The organism is Rhodococcus rhodnii NBRC 100604 (assembly GCF_001894925.1).
GTDB lineage: Bacteria > Actinomycetota > Actinomycetes > Mycobacteriales > Mycobacteriaceae > Rhodococcus_F > Rhodococcus_F rhodnii.
Genome location: NZ_BCXD01000006.1, coordinates 176729 through 190887, shown reverse-complemented (window position 1 = coordinate 190887; position 14159 = coordinate 176729). Strand labels below are relative to the sequence as shown.

Genomic DNA, 14159 nt, shown 5'->3' with positions numbered 1-14159 from the left:
GGGCCCCGGGACGACCGGGAGATCACGCGTGGGCGTGCATCTCCCACACCAGGATCTCGGAGTCCTCCACCGCGTCGAGCGTGAAACCCGTTGCCCCGGTGAGCCGCACCGCGTCGCCCGGCCCCACGCGCGTGCCGTCGGATGCCTGCAGCGCGCCGCGCGTGACGAAGACGTGGACGTACGGCGCGTCCGGGATCGCCACGTGCGTGCCCGGCCCCGGCCGTGCCGCGTGCAGCGTCGCGTTCCGGTTGCGGAGCCGCCCCTCGGTCTCCTCGACGTAGCGCGGCATTCCCGTCGCGACGGGCACGAGGCCACCGCCCGCGAGCCGATCCCCCAGCGGCAGGTCCTGATATTCGGGCGTGAGTCCGGGCTCGTCCGGTGGAATCCACATCTGGACGACGTGCAGCGGCTCACGGTGGCGCTCCCCGGTGATCGCCCACGAATCGTTGTACTCGGAGTGACTCACCCCGGTTCCGGCCGACATTCGTTGCGCGGCACCAGGGGTGAGGAGGGCGGTGTTGCCGAGCGAATCCCGGTGCACGAGGCTGCCGCTCACGACCCACGTGACGATCTCCGTCTCGACGTGGGTGTGCCGGTCGAAACCGGCACCCGCGTCGACGGTGTCCTCGTTGTTGACGAGGAGCAGTCCGTGTGCGTTGTCCTCGAGCCGGAAGTTGCCCGCGAACGGAAACGAGTGCCGGCTCGTCATGTCCTCGAGCCGCAGGATCGTCCGATGGCCGGATCGGATCACCGCCGCTGTCGCCGTGGTCATCGCTGTGCTCGCGTCATTCGGCTGCACGGAACGTCTGTGCGGCCCACTCGGCGAACGACGTCCACGCGATGTCGGGATTCGCGGACCGCAACCCCTCGACGTCCACGCGGTACCCGGGACCGTTGAGGAAGGTCCACATCGCATGCATGTCGGCGTTGCGGACGAGATCGAGCGGGGTCACGACGGGGCGCACGGCCGACCCCAGCACGTCCGAGAGCGTCCCGGCCATCTGCTGCGGGGTGGGCGCGTCGCTCGCGAGCTCGATGCGACGGCCGCGATACGGCTCCGGATCGAGCAGGACCTTCGCGGCGAACCTGCCGAGGTCGATGCGCGCGAGCTGCTGCAGCGGGCGATCGACGGGGAGTGGGAGTTCGAGGATGCCGCGCTCGAGCTCGCCGAGTCCGCCGAGCATGTTGTCGTAGAAGTAGGTCGGGCCGAGGATCGTGTAGGGGATGTCGCCGTTCGCGAGTTCGCGTTCGACGCCGGCCTTGCTCTCGAAATGCGGTACGCCGCTGTCGGTGTCGGCACCCGCAACCGAACTGAACACGAGATGCGGCAGCCGCGCGTCGCGTGCTGCCTGCAGGATCGCACGGCCCTGCCGGACCTCTTCGTCGATGCCCTGCTCGAAGGGTGTCGTCACCGCGAACGCCGCCGCGGCACCGTCCATCGCCCGCGTCAGCGACGCGGGATCGTCCAGCGAACCCTGGACGACCTCCGCGCCCGCCTCGACGAGCGCGTCGGCACGCCCCGAGCTCGCGTGCCGCGACAAGGCGCGGACCGCTGCCCCCTTCTCCAGCAGCGCGGTGACGACGGCACCGCCCTGACCTCCGGTCGCACCCATCACGAGAATCGGCTCGCCTGCCACGTCAACGCCTCCTCGATCGCCCGCACCGTCGCTCTCGACGCTACCGGCCGTGCACCCCCGCGTGGGCGGCTCCGCTCACGCGGGGCGATCGCGGATCACGGTGGGCGGTGTGAGCCCCCACTCCGATCGGCCCAGCCGTGACGGGGGCGCGAGCGCCGCGAAGTCGGGGAGGCCGTCGTCGGCGAGCACGTCCGAGGCCACCGACACGGAGACGACCTCGCCGAAGACGAGCGAGCAGTTGCCGACGTCGAGCAGCCGCTCGAGCGTGCACTCGAAGGCTATCGGCGCCTCCGCGACGCGCGGCACCGCGATGCGGTCGCTCGGCTCGGGCGTGAGCCCGACGTGGGCGAACTCGTCGACGTCGGGCGGCAGCGATGCCGACGTCGCGTTCATCTCGTCGACGAGCGACTCGGTGCCGATGTTGATCACGAACTCACCGGTCTCCGCGATGTTGCGGTGGCTGTCCTTGCGCCCGACCGACGTGAACTGCAGGATCGGCGGCTCGCTCGACGCGACGGTGAAGAAGCTGTAGGGCGCGACGTTGAGAACGCCGTCGACCGAGCGGGTCGAGACCCACGCGATGGGCCGGGGCACAACGGAGGCCGTCACGAGGCGGTAGACGCGCGAGGGACGCATGTCGGCGGGAACGAACGTTGTGCGCATGGCACCGAGTCTAGTGGTGTCCCCGCGCTGCCCGACGAAATCTGTCGGGCGTCTCCCCGGCACGGGCCGTGAACCACGCACCGAAGTTCGAGGAGTCGTCGAACCCGAGCGTGGCTCCCACCCGCGCCGCACTGAGATCGCTGTGCACGAGAATTCGCTTGGCCTCGAGCAGGATTCGATCGTCGATGAGTTGTTTCGGCGACATGTCCACGGCGTCGCGGCTGATTCGTGCGAGCGTCCTCGGCGAATATCCCAGCAGTGCAGCGTAATCCGCGACGGAGTGCAGCCGCGCGTGATGCTGTTCGACGGCGTCACGCAACCGCGTGAAACCGGCCGACGGCCGCACCGCCGGGAGCGGGCTCGCGCCGACCAGTTGCACGAGCACCGCCGCAAGCAGATGTTCGCTCGCGGCGCGGTCGAAGGTCGACGGCTCGGCGGCGTCGGCAAGGGCGTGCAGGGCCTCGAACTGCGCGAGCAGCCGGGTCGCGGCGTCGTCGTCGAACTGCCACGTGCGCGGGGCGTACTGGCACGACGACGCGGTGAGCCCGCGGACCCGCAGGTCGAGCGCGGCGTCGGGGAACACCACCACGTATCCGTCCACCGCACCGAGTTCGCCCCACCGGTGCGTCACTCCCGGACGTACCCACACGATCGAGCCGCGGCGCAGCGTGTGCCGCTCGAAGTCGATCACGTGCTCGGTGCGCCCCTCCGCGACCGCGATCAGGAGGTGGAAGTCCAGCCGCTGCGGGTCGGCGGCGGCGTCGCCGACCCGCTCGGCGGTGGCGGCGAGCGGCCATGCCTCGACGGATCCCTCGCGGCCGGCAGGCGGGTGATAGCCCACACTGCGCACCGTGATCGAGGTCTCGTCCCGTTGTCTCGTGTCCACCATGATTTGACCCGTTCCGACCGTGACTGCAGCGCTCGTTCGTCCCAAAATTACCTCATGAGCGAAAACCCGACCCTCGCCGTGATCGGCGGCACAGGCTACGCAGGCGGACACATCACGCGAGAGGCGGTGGCCCGCGGGTACGGCGTCACCGTCGTCTCGCGGCACGATCCGGCCGACGCCGCTCCCGGCGTCACGTACGTCCGCGGCGAGATCTCGGACGAGGACCTCCTCCGCCGGCTCGCGAAGGACCACGACGTCGTCGCGATCGCGGTGTCGGCGGCGAGCACCGACCTCCTCGGGGCGATGCCCGTGATCGCCGAGGCCGTCGACGCGGGCAGCGCCCGTCTCGCCGTGGTGGGTGGCGCCGGAAGCCTGGTGGCGCCCGGCGGCGGCCGCCTCGTCGACTCCCCGGACTTCCCGGCCGCGTTCCGTCCCGAGGCGCTCGCGCACGCCGACGTCCTCACGTGGCTGCAGAAGAACGGCGACGGCATCGACTGGGTCTACCTGAGCCCTGCCGTGGGCTTCGGATCGTTCGCACCAGGTGAGCGCACCGGCACGTATCGCACCGGCGACGACACGCCCGTGTTCGCCGAGGACGGCAGTTCGCAGATCTCGGGCGCGGACTACGCCCTCGCCTTCGTCGACGAGCTCGCTTCCCACCGGCACGTGAATCGGCGTTTCACGGTCGGGTACTGACCGCACGCGAGAGTCACCCGCACGGCGCAACCCACACGGCGCGAAGCACCCGCTGCGACTAGGCTTTTGCGCATGCTCACACCCACCGACGACGTCGCCGGCCCTCTCGCGGACGGGCGCCACGTCGCGCTCCTGCGCAACGCGACTCTGGGCGGGGGCGAGGTCGCCGACGTCGTTCTGGAGGGCGGGGCGATCCGCGAGATCCGAGAGCCCTCACTCGATCCCGTCGGCGCCGGCGAACTCGATCTCACCGGATACCTGCTGCTCACGGCGGGCGCCGAACCGCACGCGCATCTCGACAAGGCGCTGTCGTGGAATGAGATTCGGCCACCGATGGGAGATCTCGGAACGGCTATCGCGTCGTGGCGGGAGTACAGCGCGCACCTCACCGTGGAGAGCATCGCCGCGCGTGCCGAACGCGCGGCGACCGCGCTCCTCGCGAACGGCACCACCGCGATTCGCACCCACGTCGATCTGCTCGCGGGCCCCGATCCGCTCCGCGGCGTCCACGCCCTCGTCGCGGTGCGGGAGCGGCTCCGCGAGATGATGGACATCCAGCTCGTGGCGTTGTGCCCGTACGACATCGGCGACGACGTCCTCGAGGACGCCCTCGATCTCGGGGTCGATCTCGTCGGCGGATCACCGCACCACACCCCCGATCCGTCGGGGGATCTGCGCCGTCTGCTCGCCGTCGCCCAGCGCCGTGACGTCGGCGTCGACATGCACACCGACGAGCAACTGAATCCCGGCTCGCTCACGCTCGAGGAGATGGCCGGCGTCGTTCGCGACTGGCCCCGTCACCGGCGCGTGACGGCAGGCCACTGCGTGAGCCTCGGTACGCTCGACGCGGAGGTTCTCGCTCGGGTCGTCGCGGCCGTCCAGGGCGCCCGGATCGGAATCGTGACGCTGCCGATCACCAATCTGTATCTGCAGGGCTGGGATCACCCCGTGTCAACGCCGCGCGGTCTCACCGCGATCCGGGCGCTGCTCGACGCCGGTGTACCGCTCGGCGCGGGCGCCGACAACGTCCGCGATCCGTTCAATCCGCTGGGCCGCAGCGATGCACTCGAGACCGCGATGCTGCTGGTGACGGCCGGGCATCTCACGACGGCCGAGGCGTATCGCGCCGTGAGCACGGGCGCCCGTGAGGTCATGGGCCTGCCCGACGCGAGCGTCCGGCCGGGTGGCGTGGCCGATCTGCTGGCGATCCGGGCGACCGATCTCGAGGACGCGATCGCGACGGCGTCGCCCGAACGCTATGTCCTCAAGGGTGGGCGGCTCGTCGCTGCGGCTCGCCTGGAGCGGTCGGTGTACCGGGGCTGATCTCCTCGGCCTCGCGCCGCCGCGCGAGCCGCTGCGCCAGGACGGCGCACACGATCAGCTGGATCTGATGGAACAGCATGAGCGGCAGCACGATCAGGCTCACCTGGCTGCCCGAGAACAGCACGGCGGCCATCGGCAGACCCGATGCGAGGCTCTTCTTCGACCCGCAGAACAGGATGACGATGCGATCCGCGGCGTCGAAGCGCAACAGCCGCCCGAGCCCCGCCGAGATTCCCAGCACCACCGCGAGCAGGACAACGCACACCGCTGCGAGGACGAGGATCTGCCCGACCGAGATCGTGCTCCAGATCCCCTGGTTCATGCCTTCGCCGAACGCCGCGTAGACGACGAGCAGGATCGACCCGCGGTCGACGATCTTCGTCGGCTTCGCGTGCCGCTGCACCCATCCGCCGACCAGCGGGCGCAGCAGCTGACCGACGACGAACGGCACGAGCAGCTGCAGCAGGATCGCGACGGCCGAGGAGGCGTCGACGTGAGCGTCGCCCGTCGTCGTCATGAGGAGCACGACCAGCAGCGGCGTGACGAACACCCCGACGATGTTGGAGAACGACGCGCTCACGATCGCGCCGCCGACGTTGCCACGCGCGATGGACGTGAACGCGATCGAGGACTGCACCGTGGACGGGACGAGACACAGGAACAGGATTCCGGTGTAGAGCTCGTCGGTCACGATGCCCGGAGTGAGCACCCGCAGGGCGAGCCCGAGCAGCGGGAACACGACGAACGTCATCGCGAGGATCACCGAGTGCAGCCGCCAGTGCCGGACTCCATGCCACGCCTCGGCGGGGGAGAGCCGCGCGCCCAGCAGGAACAGCAACCCGATGGCGAGCGTCGTCGCCCAGCCGACGACGTCGGCGGCGGTTCCCGTCGCCGGGAAGATGCTCGCGACCGCGACGGCGCCGAGCAGTGCGAGGACGAAGCCGTCGATCGAGAATCTGCCGAGAATGCTCACACGAGGACGGTACGCGGGGAGGTCGTCACGGTTGCGTGGTGTCTCGCAGCGCACGGACGCGACCGGGGTCGAAGGCGGCGATCTCGTCCAGTGCCGCGACGACGGTGTCCACGGTCTCGCCGAAGTACTCCGCTCCCTGGCCGGCGTTCGCGTGGAGCGCGTCGCCGACGACGCCGCTCTCGTGGAAGTCGTCGGCGAGCCACCCGAACCGGACGGGCTTGCCGAAGCCGACGTAGCGAGCATCCGCGATCGACACGGGCACCGCCCGAACGGCTTTCGTCATGTCGACGAGGTCCGGCCGCACGTGCAGCATCATCGAGGTCTCGACGTGCCCGGCGTGGATGCCGAAGCCGCGTTCGGTCTCGCCCGCACGCGGCGGTCCGGAGTACAGGAAGGTCTGCAGATCGAACCGTTGCCGCAACTCCCGCAGCGCGACCTCGAGCAGGGCCGAGTTGCCGCCGTGGCAGTTGACGAACAGCAACCGCCTGGCAGGCGTGGCGGCGATCGACCGGCCGAGGTCGACGAGCGTGTGCAGCAGCGTCTCGGCCGTCAGCCACATCGTTCCCGGAAGTCGCGCGTGCTCGTCCGATTTCGTGTACGCGAGCGCGGGCATGAGCCAGACGTCGTGCCCGGCCGCGGCGCCGCGCGCGACGAGTTCGGCGCCGAGCGCCTCCGCCATGACGAGATCCGTCGCGAGCGGCAGGTGCGGCCCGTGCGGTTCGACGGCCCCCGTCGGCAGCACGAGGATCGAATCCTCGGACAGCACGTCGGCGACCTCGGTCGTGGACAGGTCGACGTAGCGTCTGTTGCGGGTCGTCATGTGCCGCTGCCCTTCACGACAGCCACCTTCCGGGATTGAGCAACCCCTGGGGGTCGGTCCGCGCCGCGATCGCCTTGATGCGGTCGGCGTCGAGGTCGACGTACGACTGATGCGGAGAGTGGACGCCCACCCCCAGCTTCTCGAGTTCGGGAACCCCGGCGTACACGGTGTCGGGATCGCGGTAGATCCCGTTGAGCATCCCGAACATTCGCCCGTGACCGACCTCGAGGTGAAGCATCCCGCCCTCGTACACGGCCTCGACCTCGTCGAGTCGCTCGACGAGCGCGTCGCCCTGCACCTCCATGTGGAACCACCGGTCCGGCTGCGCCTTCTGGAGCCACCACGTCGGATGGTTGTACGAGATCGTGGAGAGCCGCATCGTGTTCTGCAGTCCGTCGCGCACGATCTCGACCCGACCACCGTGCCGCTGCACGATCGCCTCGACCTCGTCGACGACGGCGGCGTCGACGATCGCCCGCAGGCTCGCACGGCCCGCGGGAATGCCCTCGTCCGACGGCAGATGCGACGAGATCTCCGCGCCGTCCGCCGAACACAGCCGCGGCGCGGGCGAGACGTCGCGCACCTCCATTGCTGCGCCGAACGCCGCGTGATGATCGGGGAAGCTCGTGTACACGCACCGCCACGGCTGCAGCGGTTCGAGCCGGACCGTCGCGCGGGCGATGACGCCGGCGACGCCGTACGTGTGCACGAGCGGCTGTGCGTCGTCGCCCGTGAGGCAGACGATCTCGGCGTCCTCGTGTGCGTAGACGACGTCGAGCGCCGCCACGAAGCCCATGTGATTGCGGCCGTGGACGATCGTGCCGGTCCCCGCCGAACCGCCCGCGAGGAATCCGCCGAGCGTGGACTGCGCCGTCGACGGATACATCCAGAGCTGCTGTCCGGTGTCCCACGCCGCCTGTTCGAGCGTGATCATGCGGGCACCGGCCTCGGCCGTGATGCTGCCGTCGCCGACCTCGACGATCGCGGCGAGCGACGTCGTGTCCATCACGAGCCCGCCGAAGCGCGGCACCACCTGACCGTAGTTGCCGGTTCCCTTGCCGCGCGTCGTGACGGGGACGCCACGACGCACGGCCGCCCGGACGACGGCGGGCACCTGCGAGATCGACTTCGGATAGCACACGAGGTCGACGCGGCCGAGCGGCTGCTGCGCGGTGAGGATCGGGCTCATGCCCGAGCCGTCCTTGGACGCGCGGGTGAGCGCACGGGGTAGTGCACTCACGCCGCGCGGTCCGAGGATGCGCACCAGGTCGTCGGCCAGCGCATCGACGTCGTCGCGCCCGAACTCCGGGCGGCCGACCTCCGATGCCGGGGCCATCGTCACGGGCGTCGTGTTCACGGGAAGCTGATCGACTCGTCGATGAACCGGTTGGTCACGACGGCGTCCGGGGCCAGGTCCGCGGGCACGTCCTTGCCCTGCTCGTTGAACACGGGGCGGGTGATGTCGATGAGCTGCTGCACGCGCGCCTCGTCGAAGTCACCGTGCGTGGGAGTCGTTCCGTTGCCGACGAGTTCGAGCTCCGTCATGGTCTCGAGGCCGTAGTCGGCGTTGCCCTGCCCGTACACCCAGCCGGTGTTGTACTGCTCGACGGCATCGAGAATCACGGCGTTGGCGGCCGCGGGATCGGCGAAGTAGTCGACCGACGCCTGCTGCATGACCGGCACGAGCTTCTCCAGGCACGCGGAGTTCTCCTCGAGCGCGTCGGCACGCACCGCGAGCGGGGACTTGTAGGTCGGGTAGCCGGTGTCGTGGATGAGCTCGAAGTTCACGGGCTTCTTCCAGCCCTCGACCTCGTTCTCGTAGACGTACGGCTCCGACGACGCGAATCCCTGCTGCCCGTTGGCGCCACCGGCCGCGACGAAGTTCGCCGGCGTGCCGTCGTAGCTGCCGTCGACCTGATCGGGGTTCAGCACACCCGAGCCGGTGAGGTAGTCCATGTACGCCTCGCCCTCGAAGTAGAGCACCTTGGCGGGGGTGTCCTTCAGGTCCTCGATCCGCTCGACGTCGGGGTACGTCTCGGGATCCCACATGAGCATCATCGGGCTCTTCTCGAGTGCCGCGTACACGCCGATCGTCGGGTTGTTCCCCGAGTTGGAGATCGCCTGGTCGGTGTCGACGTAGCCGAGCATGATGTCGGGGTCCTGGTACATCTGCGAGGTGACCGACTGGAAGCCGATCGCCGGTCCGCCCGAACGGATCTCGAGGTCGACGCCGGTGTACTCGCCGCTCGCGAAGAGCGGGCCGCTCGTGCGCTTGGAGTTCGCGTCGATCTGCGGGTCGGGGCCGAGCATCTGGTACGAACCGCCGTGCTCGACCTCGGGGTTCCAGTCGGTCTGGATCACCACGGTCGCAGGGCAGTCCTGCGACAGGTCGATCGCGCCGATCGGGCCGTCGTATCCCGAACTCGCGGTGGCGGCGTCCTCACCCGAGCACGCGGTGAGGACGAGGCCCGTGGTGGCCGCGAGTGCCACGAACGCACCGCGACGGGCGTGCGCGCGCCGGCGCAGGGGAGAGGCGGACGATGCACGTGACATGAACACTCCTGGTGTGTGGATGTCTTGCTGGTGGGGACGAACGGGTCGAGAAACTCGGGGACTCAGCGCTTCACGTTGTGCCACTTGCCGACCACGCGGTTCGACAGCCAACCGAAGAACGCGAAGACGAGGACGCCGAGCGCCGACGCGAGCAGGATCGCCGCGAACAGCTCGTCCGACTGGAGACGCGAGCGGTAGTTGTCGATCAGGATGCCGATACCCGGCGCGCCCTGCTTGAAGAAGAAGTCGCCGACGATGGCACCGACGACGGCGAGCCCCGCCGAGATCCGTAGACCCGCGAACATCGCGGGAAGGGCCGCGGGGAACTCGAGCTTGATCAGGCGCGTGATGCGCCGGGTCTTGTGCAGCGCGAACAGCTCTCGATGCCCGCGATCGACCGACTTGAGTCCGAACAGCGTGTTCGACACGATCGGGAACAGTGCGATCAGCACACACACGAGGACGCGCGCGGAGAACCCGAAGCCGAACCAGAAGCCGATGAGCGGGACGAGCGCAAGGATCGGAATGCACTGCAGGATAACTGCGTACGGGAACAGCGACGTCTCGGCCCACTGCGCCTGCGACATCAGGACGGCCCACGCGACGCCGACGACGAAGGCGATGGCGAGGCCCGTGAGCGCGACGCTCGTCGTGCGGCCGAGCGCCTCGAGCATCTCCGGCGCGTTGGAGCCGAACAGTCCCTGCGTGATCACCTCGTGCGGCGGCGGCATGAGGAAGCGCCGAGACGGATCGAGCACGAGATAGGTGATCGCGTACCAGAGCGCGATGATGAGGGCGAGGACCGCGAGCGGCCCGACGATCGGCAGCCACGAGCGCCGGGGCGTCGCCGCCCCGGCCGGCGGCGGCGTGAAGGAGTCGGTCGCCACCGCTCCTGCCTGCGCTTCCTCCGCTTTCGTCACGAGATCGGTCCTGCTCATGCGTGTGCCTCCCGCAGTGCGTCCGAGATCTGCTCGGCGATGGCGGTGAACTCGGGGGTGAACCGCAGCGACGGTTCGCGGGGATGATCGAACGGGACGGCGATGTCCTCCACGATGCGGCCGGGCCGGCCCGACATCACGACGACGCGCGTCGACATGTAGACCGCCTCGGAGACCGAGTGGGTGACGAACAGTCCGGCGAAGCGCCTGTCGGCGAACAGCTTCGACGTCTCGTCGCCCAGCCGCTGCCGGGTGATCTCGTCGAGCGCGCCGAACGGCTCGTCGAACAGGAAGAGCTCGGGATCGAGCGTGAGCGATCGTGCGACCGACGTGCGCATCCGCATACCGCCGGACAGCATGTGCGGCAGGTGCTTCTCGAAGCCGGCGAGCCCGACGAGTTCGATCGCCTCGTCGGCGCGGCGGTAGCGCTCGGCCTTGCCCACGCCGTCGAGTTCGGCCAGCAGTGCGACGTTGTCGCGCACCGACCGCCACGGCAGCAGCGTCGCGTCCTGGAAGACGTATCCGATGCGGTTCGCACCGACCTGCGCGTATCCGGCCGTCGCGGTCTCGAGCCCCGATGCGATGCGCAGGAGCGTCGACTTGCCGCAGCCGGAAGGACCGACGACGCTGACGAACTCGCCCGCAGCGACCGTGAGATCGATGCTGTCGAGTGCGTGCGTTCCACCGGGATACACGAGATCGGTGCCCTGAAAACCGAGCACCTGCCGTCCGGGCGCGGGCGACGCCTCGGCCATCGGGCGGGCGGGTGGCACGGTCGCCGCTCGGGTGGGTGGCACGGCCATCTGGCGCCTCCTGACAGACATGGCTTCGTACGAGAAGGGGATTCGCTGCGGGACCGGCTGGGACCACGGGCGAGCACCCGTGCCGGACGACGGTGTGCGGCACGATCGCGACGGGAAATGTTGACCCCATCAACATCCCCAGTATGGGGTGCGGCGTGTTTCACTCTCGTTAACCGGATCGCCGATTGCGTAAACACTCCGTCCGAGCCGCCCCTGCGGGCGGTGTCCGCCTAGAATCGGCGACGTCCTCGGCTGGGACCCCCGGTGCGCCCGACACTTTCGTGCCCTGTTCGTCGTGCCCGCACGTCGTCGTACCCACACGCGGATCGCGTGATCCGCACATCCCAGGAGTCCGCTCTCGTGACCACCGCCGCAGCCACCACCGTCACCGACGTCGACGCCGTCGTCCACGCGCGTCGCGATCTCACCCCCGACATCGCCGAGATCTCGTTCCGTCCGCACGACTCGTCTCCACATCGAGGCGGCGCTGTCCCGTTCCACTGGGAGGCCGGTGCGCACGTCGACGTCGTGCTGCGTGATCCGGAGTCCGGCGCGCAGATCGTGCGGCAGTACTCGCTGTGCACGGACGACTCCGGGCTGCCGACGGTCGCGATCCTGCGGGAGCCGGGTGGGCGCGGTGGGTCGGTACTCGCGCACACGCTGCTCGTTCCCGGCGCGGAGGTGACCTTGCGCGGTCCCCGCAACCACTTTCCGCTCGTGCGCGCCGCCGGATACGTGTTCGTGGCCGGCGGCATCGGGATCACCGCGACCCTCGCCCTCGCGGAGGCGGCCGCCGCGACGGGGCGGCCGTGGCGGCTCGTCTACACCGGGCACGGCCGCGACCGGATGGCCTACGCCGACGACCTCGTCGCACGATACGGCGACCACGTCGTGATCCACGACTCCACCGTTTCGGGCCGGATCGACCTCGCCGACGCGATCGGTACCCCCGAGCCCGGCACCGCCGTCTACTGCTGCGGCCCCGCGGGCCTGCTCGAAGCGACCGCCGCGTGGTGCGAGCCGATTCCCGCCGTCGACGTCTTCGCCGAACGCTTCGTCCCCCGCGAACAGGACGCGCCCGCGCGGACCACCCCGTTCGACGTGCAGCTCACGCTCAGCGGCAGGACGCTCACGGTGTCGCCGGAGCGTTCGATCCTCGACGTCGCGGAGGAGGCCGGAGTCGTCGTCGTGTCGTCGTGCCGGGAGGGCACGTGCGGCACGTGCGAGACCGACGTCGTCGTCGGCGAGATCGACCACCGCGACTCCGTGCTCACACCCGAGGAGCGCGCCGAGGGTGAGACGATGATGATCTGCGTGTCCCGCGCGTGCGGGGCGAGGCTCGTGCTCGAACTCTGACCGAGGCCGCGCGTCAGTCCTCGTCGCCGGCGCCGCCGGAGTGGTCGAGGACGACGACCGCGGGGCCGACGCCGTGGCGGCGATGACGATGGTCGATCCCACCCGGGCACACGATGCTCTCGCGTGCGGTGAGCACGTGGTATTCGGACTCCGCGCATCCGGGCATGCGCAGTTCGACCTCGATCGTGCCCGCCACGACGTAGACGAGCTCACGACGCGAATGTCGGAAGAACTCGGCGAACGTGTCTGTCGTGACGGTCATCTCGGTGACATCGGCGTATCCGGGTTCGTGGTCGACGAGCCGCGCGGCGTGCACGCCCTGATCCGCGGCGGGCCCCGTCGTGCGTGCAGCGGTCGGGCGCGCGGCGGTGTCCGCAGCGCCCGCGCTGCGCGCGAGCAGACTCTGCTGCGTCGTCGCGAGGGCACTCGCGATCAGATACAGCGACCGCATCGACGGACGTGCGAGCCCGCGCTCGATCTGACTGAGAAACGAATGCGAAAGCCCTGTGTCCGTGGCGATCTGGACGAGCGTACGACCGAGCTCGCGTCGCCGCGCACGAATCGCCGACCCGAGCGAGACGTCGGGTGGAGCATCGGTGAGCGCTCCTGCCATCTGCCGTTCCTGTCGTCAGCCGTTCTCGTGTACGGGCTTTCGACCGATGGTAGCGGCGATTCGCCGATGCGGGCGGCAGACGGGACCGAGAGCGAGCGACTTCACCGCGACAGGTTCGCGATCGCCTCTCCGAGTCGTGCCGACGCCTCGGCCGCCACCGGCTCCAGCTCGGGACGGCCCGTCACCTGCACCATGAGATCGGGATCCATCGCCTCGACCCGCACGATGCCCGGCCGCTCGCGATCCTCGCGAACGACGACGTTGCACGGCAACAGCAATCCGACGGTGGGCTCGAGCTGAACGGCACGGTGCGCGATCGGCGGATTGCACGCCCCGAGGACGACGTAGCGCTCGATCTCCTCACCGATCTTCGCGCGCAGTGTCGACTGCATGTCGATTTCGGTGAGGACACCGAAACCCTGCTCCTGCAACGCCGCCCGGGTACGTTCGACCGCGTCCTCGAAGTCCGTCTCGAGTTCGGTCGCGATCGCGGGTGTGGTCACGGTTGCACTCCTTTCACACGGGTCACATCACACCGGGGTCCGGTTCACGCGAGCGCGAGAAACAGCTTCTCGAGCTGCTCCTCGGTCATCGGTTCGCCGTCGCCGTCGCCCTCACCGGTCATGCACTCGCGCAGGCCCGACGCCACGATCTTGAAGCCTGCGCGGTCCAGCGCGCGGGAGACCGCGGCGAGTTGCGTGACGACGTCCTTGCAGTCGCGGCCGTCCTCGATCATGCCGATCACGCCCGCGAGCTGCCCGTGTGCGCGGCGCAGCCGGTTGAGCACCAGCGCGACACTCTGTTCGTCGCCGACCATCATGCCTCCATATATACGGGCGGGGGTATCCCTGTCGAGTGTACGCGCCCCCGTCCGGTGCAGGGAGGGCACAATCGA

16 protein-coding genes are annotated in these 14159 nt (G+C 69.6%); 3 read left to right on the top strand and 13 right to left on the bottom strand.

Annotated elements, in window-relative coordinates; all coding sequences use genetic code 11:
• Positions 1-22: 22 nt before the first annotated feature.
• The 4 genes from RR1_RS06380 to RR1_RS06365 form a co-directional block, all read right to left on the bottom strand.
• Positions 23-772: a pirin family protein gene (locus tag RR1_RS06380; RefSeq protein WP_010839962.1), complete on the bottom strand. Its 750-nt coding sequence runs from the start codon at positions 770-772 to the stop codon at positions 23-25.
• 13 nt (positions 773-785) lie between these two features.
• A complete protein-coding gene (locus RR1_RS06375; RefSeq protein WP_010839961.1) occupies positions 786-1637 on the bottom strand; it encodes an NmrA/HSCARG family protein in 852 nt (283 codons plus the stop codon).
• 75 nt (positions 1638-1712) lie between these two features.
• On the bottom strand, positions 1713-2300 hold the full coding sequence (locus RR1_RS06370) for a flavin reductase family protein (protein WP_010839960.1): 588 nt from the start codon (positions 2298-2300) through the stop codon (positions 1713-1715).
• 10 nt (positions 2301-2310) lie between these two features.
• Positions 2311-3189 (bottom strand): helix-turn-helix domain-containing protein, encoded by an 879-nt coding sequence (locus RR1_RS06365; RefSeq protein WP_010839959.1) that lies wholly within the window; start codon positions 3187-3189, stop codon positions 2311-2313.
• Positions 3190-3243: 54 nt separating this feature from the next.
• On the opposite strand from RR1_RS06365, the gene RR1_RS06360 reads away from it, so the two are divergent.
• Both RR1_RS06360 and RR1_RS06355 read left to right on the top strand, forming a co-directional pair.
• Positions 3244-3885, top strand: a complete 642-nt coding sequence (locus tag RR1_RS06360) for an NAD(P)-dependent oxidoreductase (protein ID WP_010839958.1) — start codon at positions 3244-3246, stop codon at positions 3883-3885.
• Positions 3886-3957: 72 nt separating this feature from the next.
• Positions 3958-5208, top strand: a complete 1251-nt coding sequence (locus RR1_RS06355; RefSeq protein ID WP_040775067.1) for an amidohydrolase family protein — start codon at positions 3958-3960, stop codon at positions 5206-5208.
• Here RR1_RS06355 and RR1_RS06350 read toward each other — a convergent pair.
• The 6 genes from RR1_RS06350 to RR1_RS06325 all read right to left on the bottom strand — a co-directional run bounded on the left by RR1_RS06350 (position 5150) and on the right by RR1_RS06325 (position 11247).
• Entirely contained in the window at positions 5150-6181 is a 1032-nt protein-coding gene (locus tag RR1_RS06350; RefSeq protein ID WP_010839957.1) for a bile acid:sodium symporter family protein, read from the bottom strand. The genes RR1_RS06355 and RR1_RS06350 overlap by 59 nt on opposite strands.
• A gap of 25 nt (positions 6182-6206) precedes the next feature.
• Complete coding sequence (locus tag RR1_RS06345; RefSeq protein ID WP_010839956.1) at positions 6207-7001, bottom strand: creatininase family protein; 795 nt, start codon at positions 6999-7001, stop codon at positions 6207-6209.
• A 13-nt stretch (positions 7002-7014) separates the two neighbouring features.
• Positions 7015-8337 carry an FAD-binding oxidoreductase gene (locus RR1_RS06340; RefSeq protein ID WP_040775107.1) on the bottom strand — a complete coding sequence of 441 codons (1323 nt, stop codon included), beginning with the start codon at positions 8335-8337 and terminating at the stop codon, positions 7015-7017.
• A gap of 17 nt (positions 8338-8354) precedes the next feature.
• On the bottom strand, positions 8355-9554 hold the full coding sequence (locus tag RR1_RS06335; protein WP_238559083.1) for a substrate-binding domain-containing protein: 1200 nt from the start codon (positions 9552-9554) through the stop codon (positions 8355-8357).
• Positions 9555-9616: 62 nt separating this feature from the next.
• On the bottom strand, positions 9617-10492 hold the full coding sequence (locus RR1_RS06330) for an ABC transporter permease (protein ID WP_010839953.1): 876 nt from the start codon (positions 10490-10492) through the stop codon (positions 9617-9619).
• Positions 10489-11247: an ABC transporter ATP-binding protein gene (locus tag RR1_RS06325; RefSeq protein WP_010839952.1), complete on the bottom strand. Its 759-nt coding sequence runs from the start codon at positions 11245-11247 to the stop codon at positions 10489-10491. Before RR1_RS06325 ends, RR1_RS06330 begins: the two co-directional genes overlap by 4 nt.
• Positions 11248-11655: 408 nt before the next feature.
• On the opposite strand from RR1_RS06325, the gene RR1_RS06320 reads away from it, so the two are divergent.
• On the top strand, positions 11656-12651 hold the full coding sequence (locus RR1_RS06320; protein WP_040775105.1) for a PDR/VanB family oxidoreductase: 996 nt from the start codon (positions 11656-11658) through the stop codon (positions 12649-12651).
• 13 nt (positions 12652-12664) lie between these two features.
• Here the strand turns inward: RR1_RS06320 and RR1_RS06315 are convergent, their stop codons facing one another.
• The 3 genes from RR1_RS06315 to RR1_RS06305 form a co-directional block, all read right to left on the bottom strand.
• Complete coding sequence (locus tag RR1_RS06315) at positions 12665-13264, bottom strand: helix-turn-helix domain-containing protein (RefSeq protein WP_010839950.1); 600 nt, start codon at positions 13262-13264, stop codon at positions 12665-12667.
• 101 nt (positions 13265-13365) lie between these two features.
• Positions 13366-13767, bottom strand: coding sequence for a DUF302 domain-containing protein (locus RR1_RS06310; protein ID WP_010839949.1), 402 nt, complete (start codon positions 13765-13767; stop codon positions 13366-13368).
• 44 nt (positions 13768-13811) lie between these two features.
• A complete protein-coding gene (locus tag RR1_RS06305; RefSeq protein ID WP_040775103.1) occupies positions 13812-14081 on the bottom strand; it encodes a metal-sensitive transcriptional regulator in 270 nt (89 codons plus the stop codon).
• Positions 14082-14159: the final 78 nt, after the last annotated feature.

Bases quoted from the DNA above. Each gene is read 5' to 3' on its own strand.
- RR1_RS06340 (WP_040775107.1), bottom strand. From the start codon at position 8,337: ATGGCCCCGGCATCGGAGGTCGGCCGCCCGGAGTTCGGGCGCGACGAC.
- RR1_RS06360 (WP_010839958.1), top strand. From the start codon at position 3,244: ATGAGCGAAAACCCGACCCTCGCCGTGATCGGCGGCACAGGCTACGCA.
- RR1_RS06355 (WP_040775067.1), top strand. From the start codon at position 3,958: ATGCTCACACCCACCGACGACGTCGCCGGCCCTCTCGCGGACGGGCGC.
- RR1_RS06325 (WP_010839952.1), bottom strand. From the start codon at position 11,247: ATGGCCGAGGCGTCGCCCGCGCCCGGACGGCAGGTGCTCGGTTTTCAG.
- RR1_RS06330 (WP_010839953.1), bottom strand. From the start codon at position 10,492: ATGAGCAGGACCGATCTCGTGACGAAAGCGGAGGAAGCGCAGGCAGGA.
- RR1_RS06315 (WP_010839950.1), bottom strand. From the start codon at position 13,264: ATGGCAGGAGCGCTCACCGATGCTCCACCCGACGTCTCGCTCGGGTCG.
- RR1_RS06370 (WP_010839960.1), bottom strand. From the start codon at position 2,300: ATGCGCACAACGTTCGTTCCCGCCGACATGCGTCCCTCGCGCGTCTAC.
- RR1_RS06345 (WP_010839956.1), bottom strand. From the start codon at position 7,001: ATGACGACCCGCAACAGACGCTACGTCGACCTGTCCACGACCGAGGTC.
- RR1_RS06365 (WP_010839959.1), bottom strand. From the start codon at position 3,189: ATGGTGGACACGAGACAACGGGACGAGACCTCGATCACGGTGCGCAGT.
- RR1_RS06305 (WP_040775103.1), bottom strand. From the start codon at position 14,081: ATGGTCGGCGACGAACAGAGTGTCGCGCTGGTGCTCAACCGGCTGCGC.
- RR1_RS06380 (WP_010839962.1), bottom strand. From the start codon at position 772: ATGACCACGGCGACAGCGGCGGTGATCCGATCCGGCCATCGGACGATC.
- RR1_RS06335 (WP_238559083.1), bottom strand. From the start codon at position 9,554: ATGTCACGTGCATCGTCCGCCTCTCCCCTGCGCCGGCGCGCGCACGCC.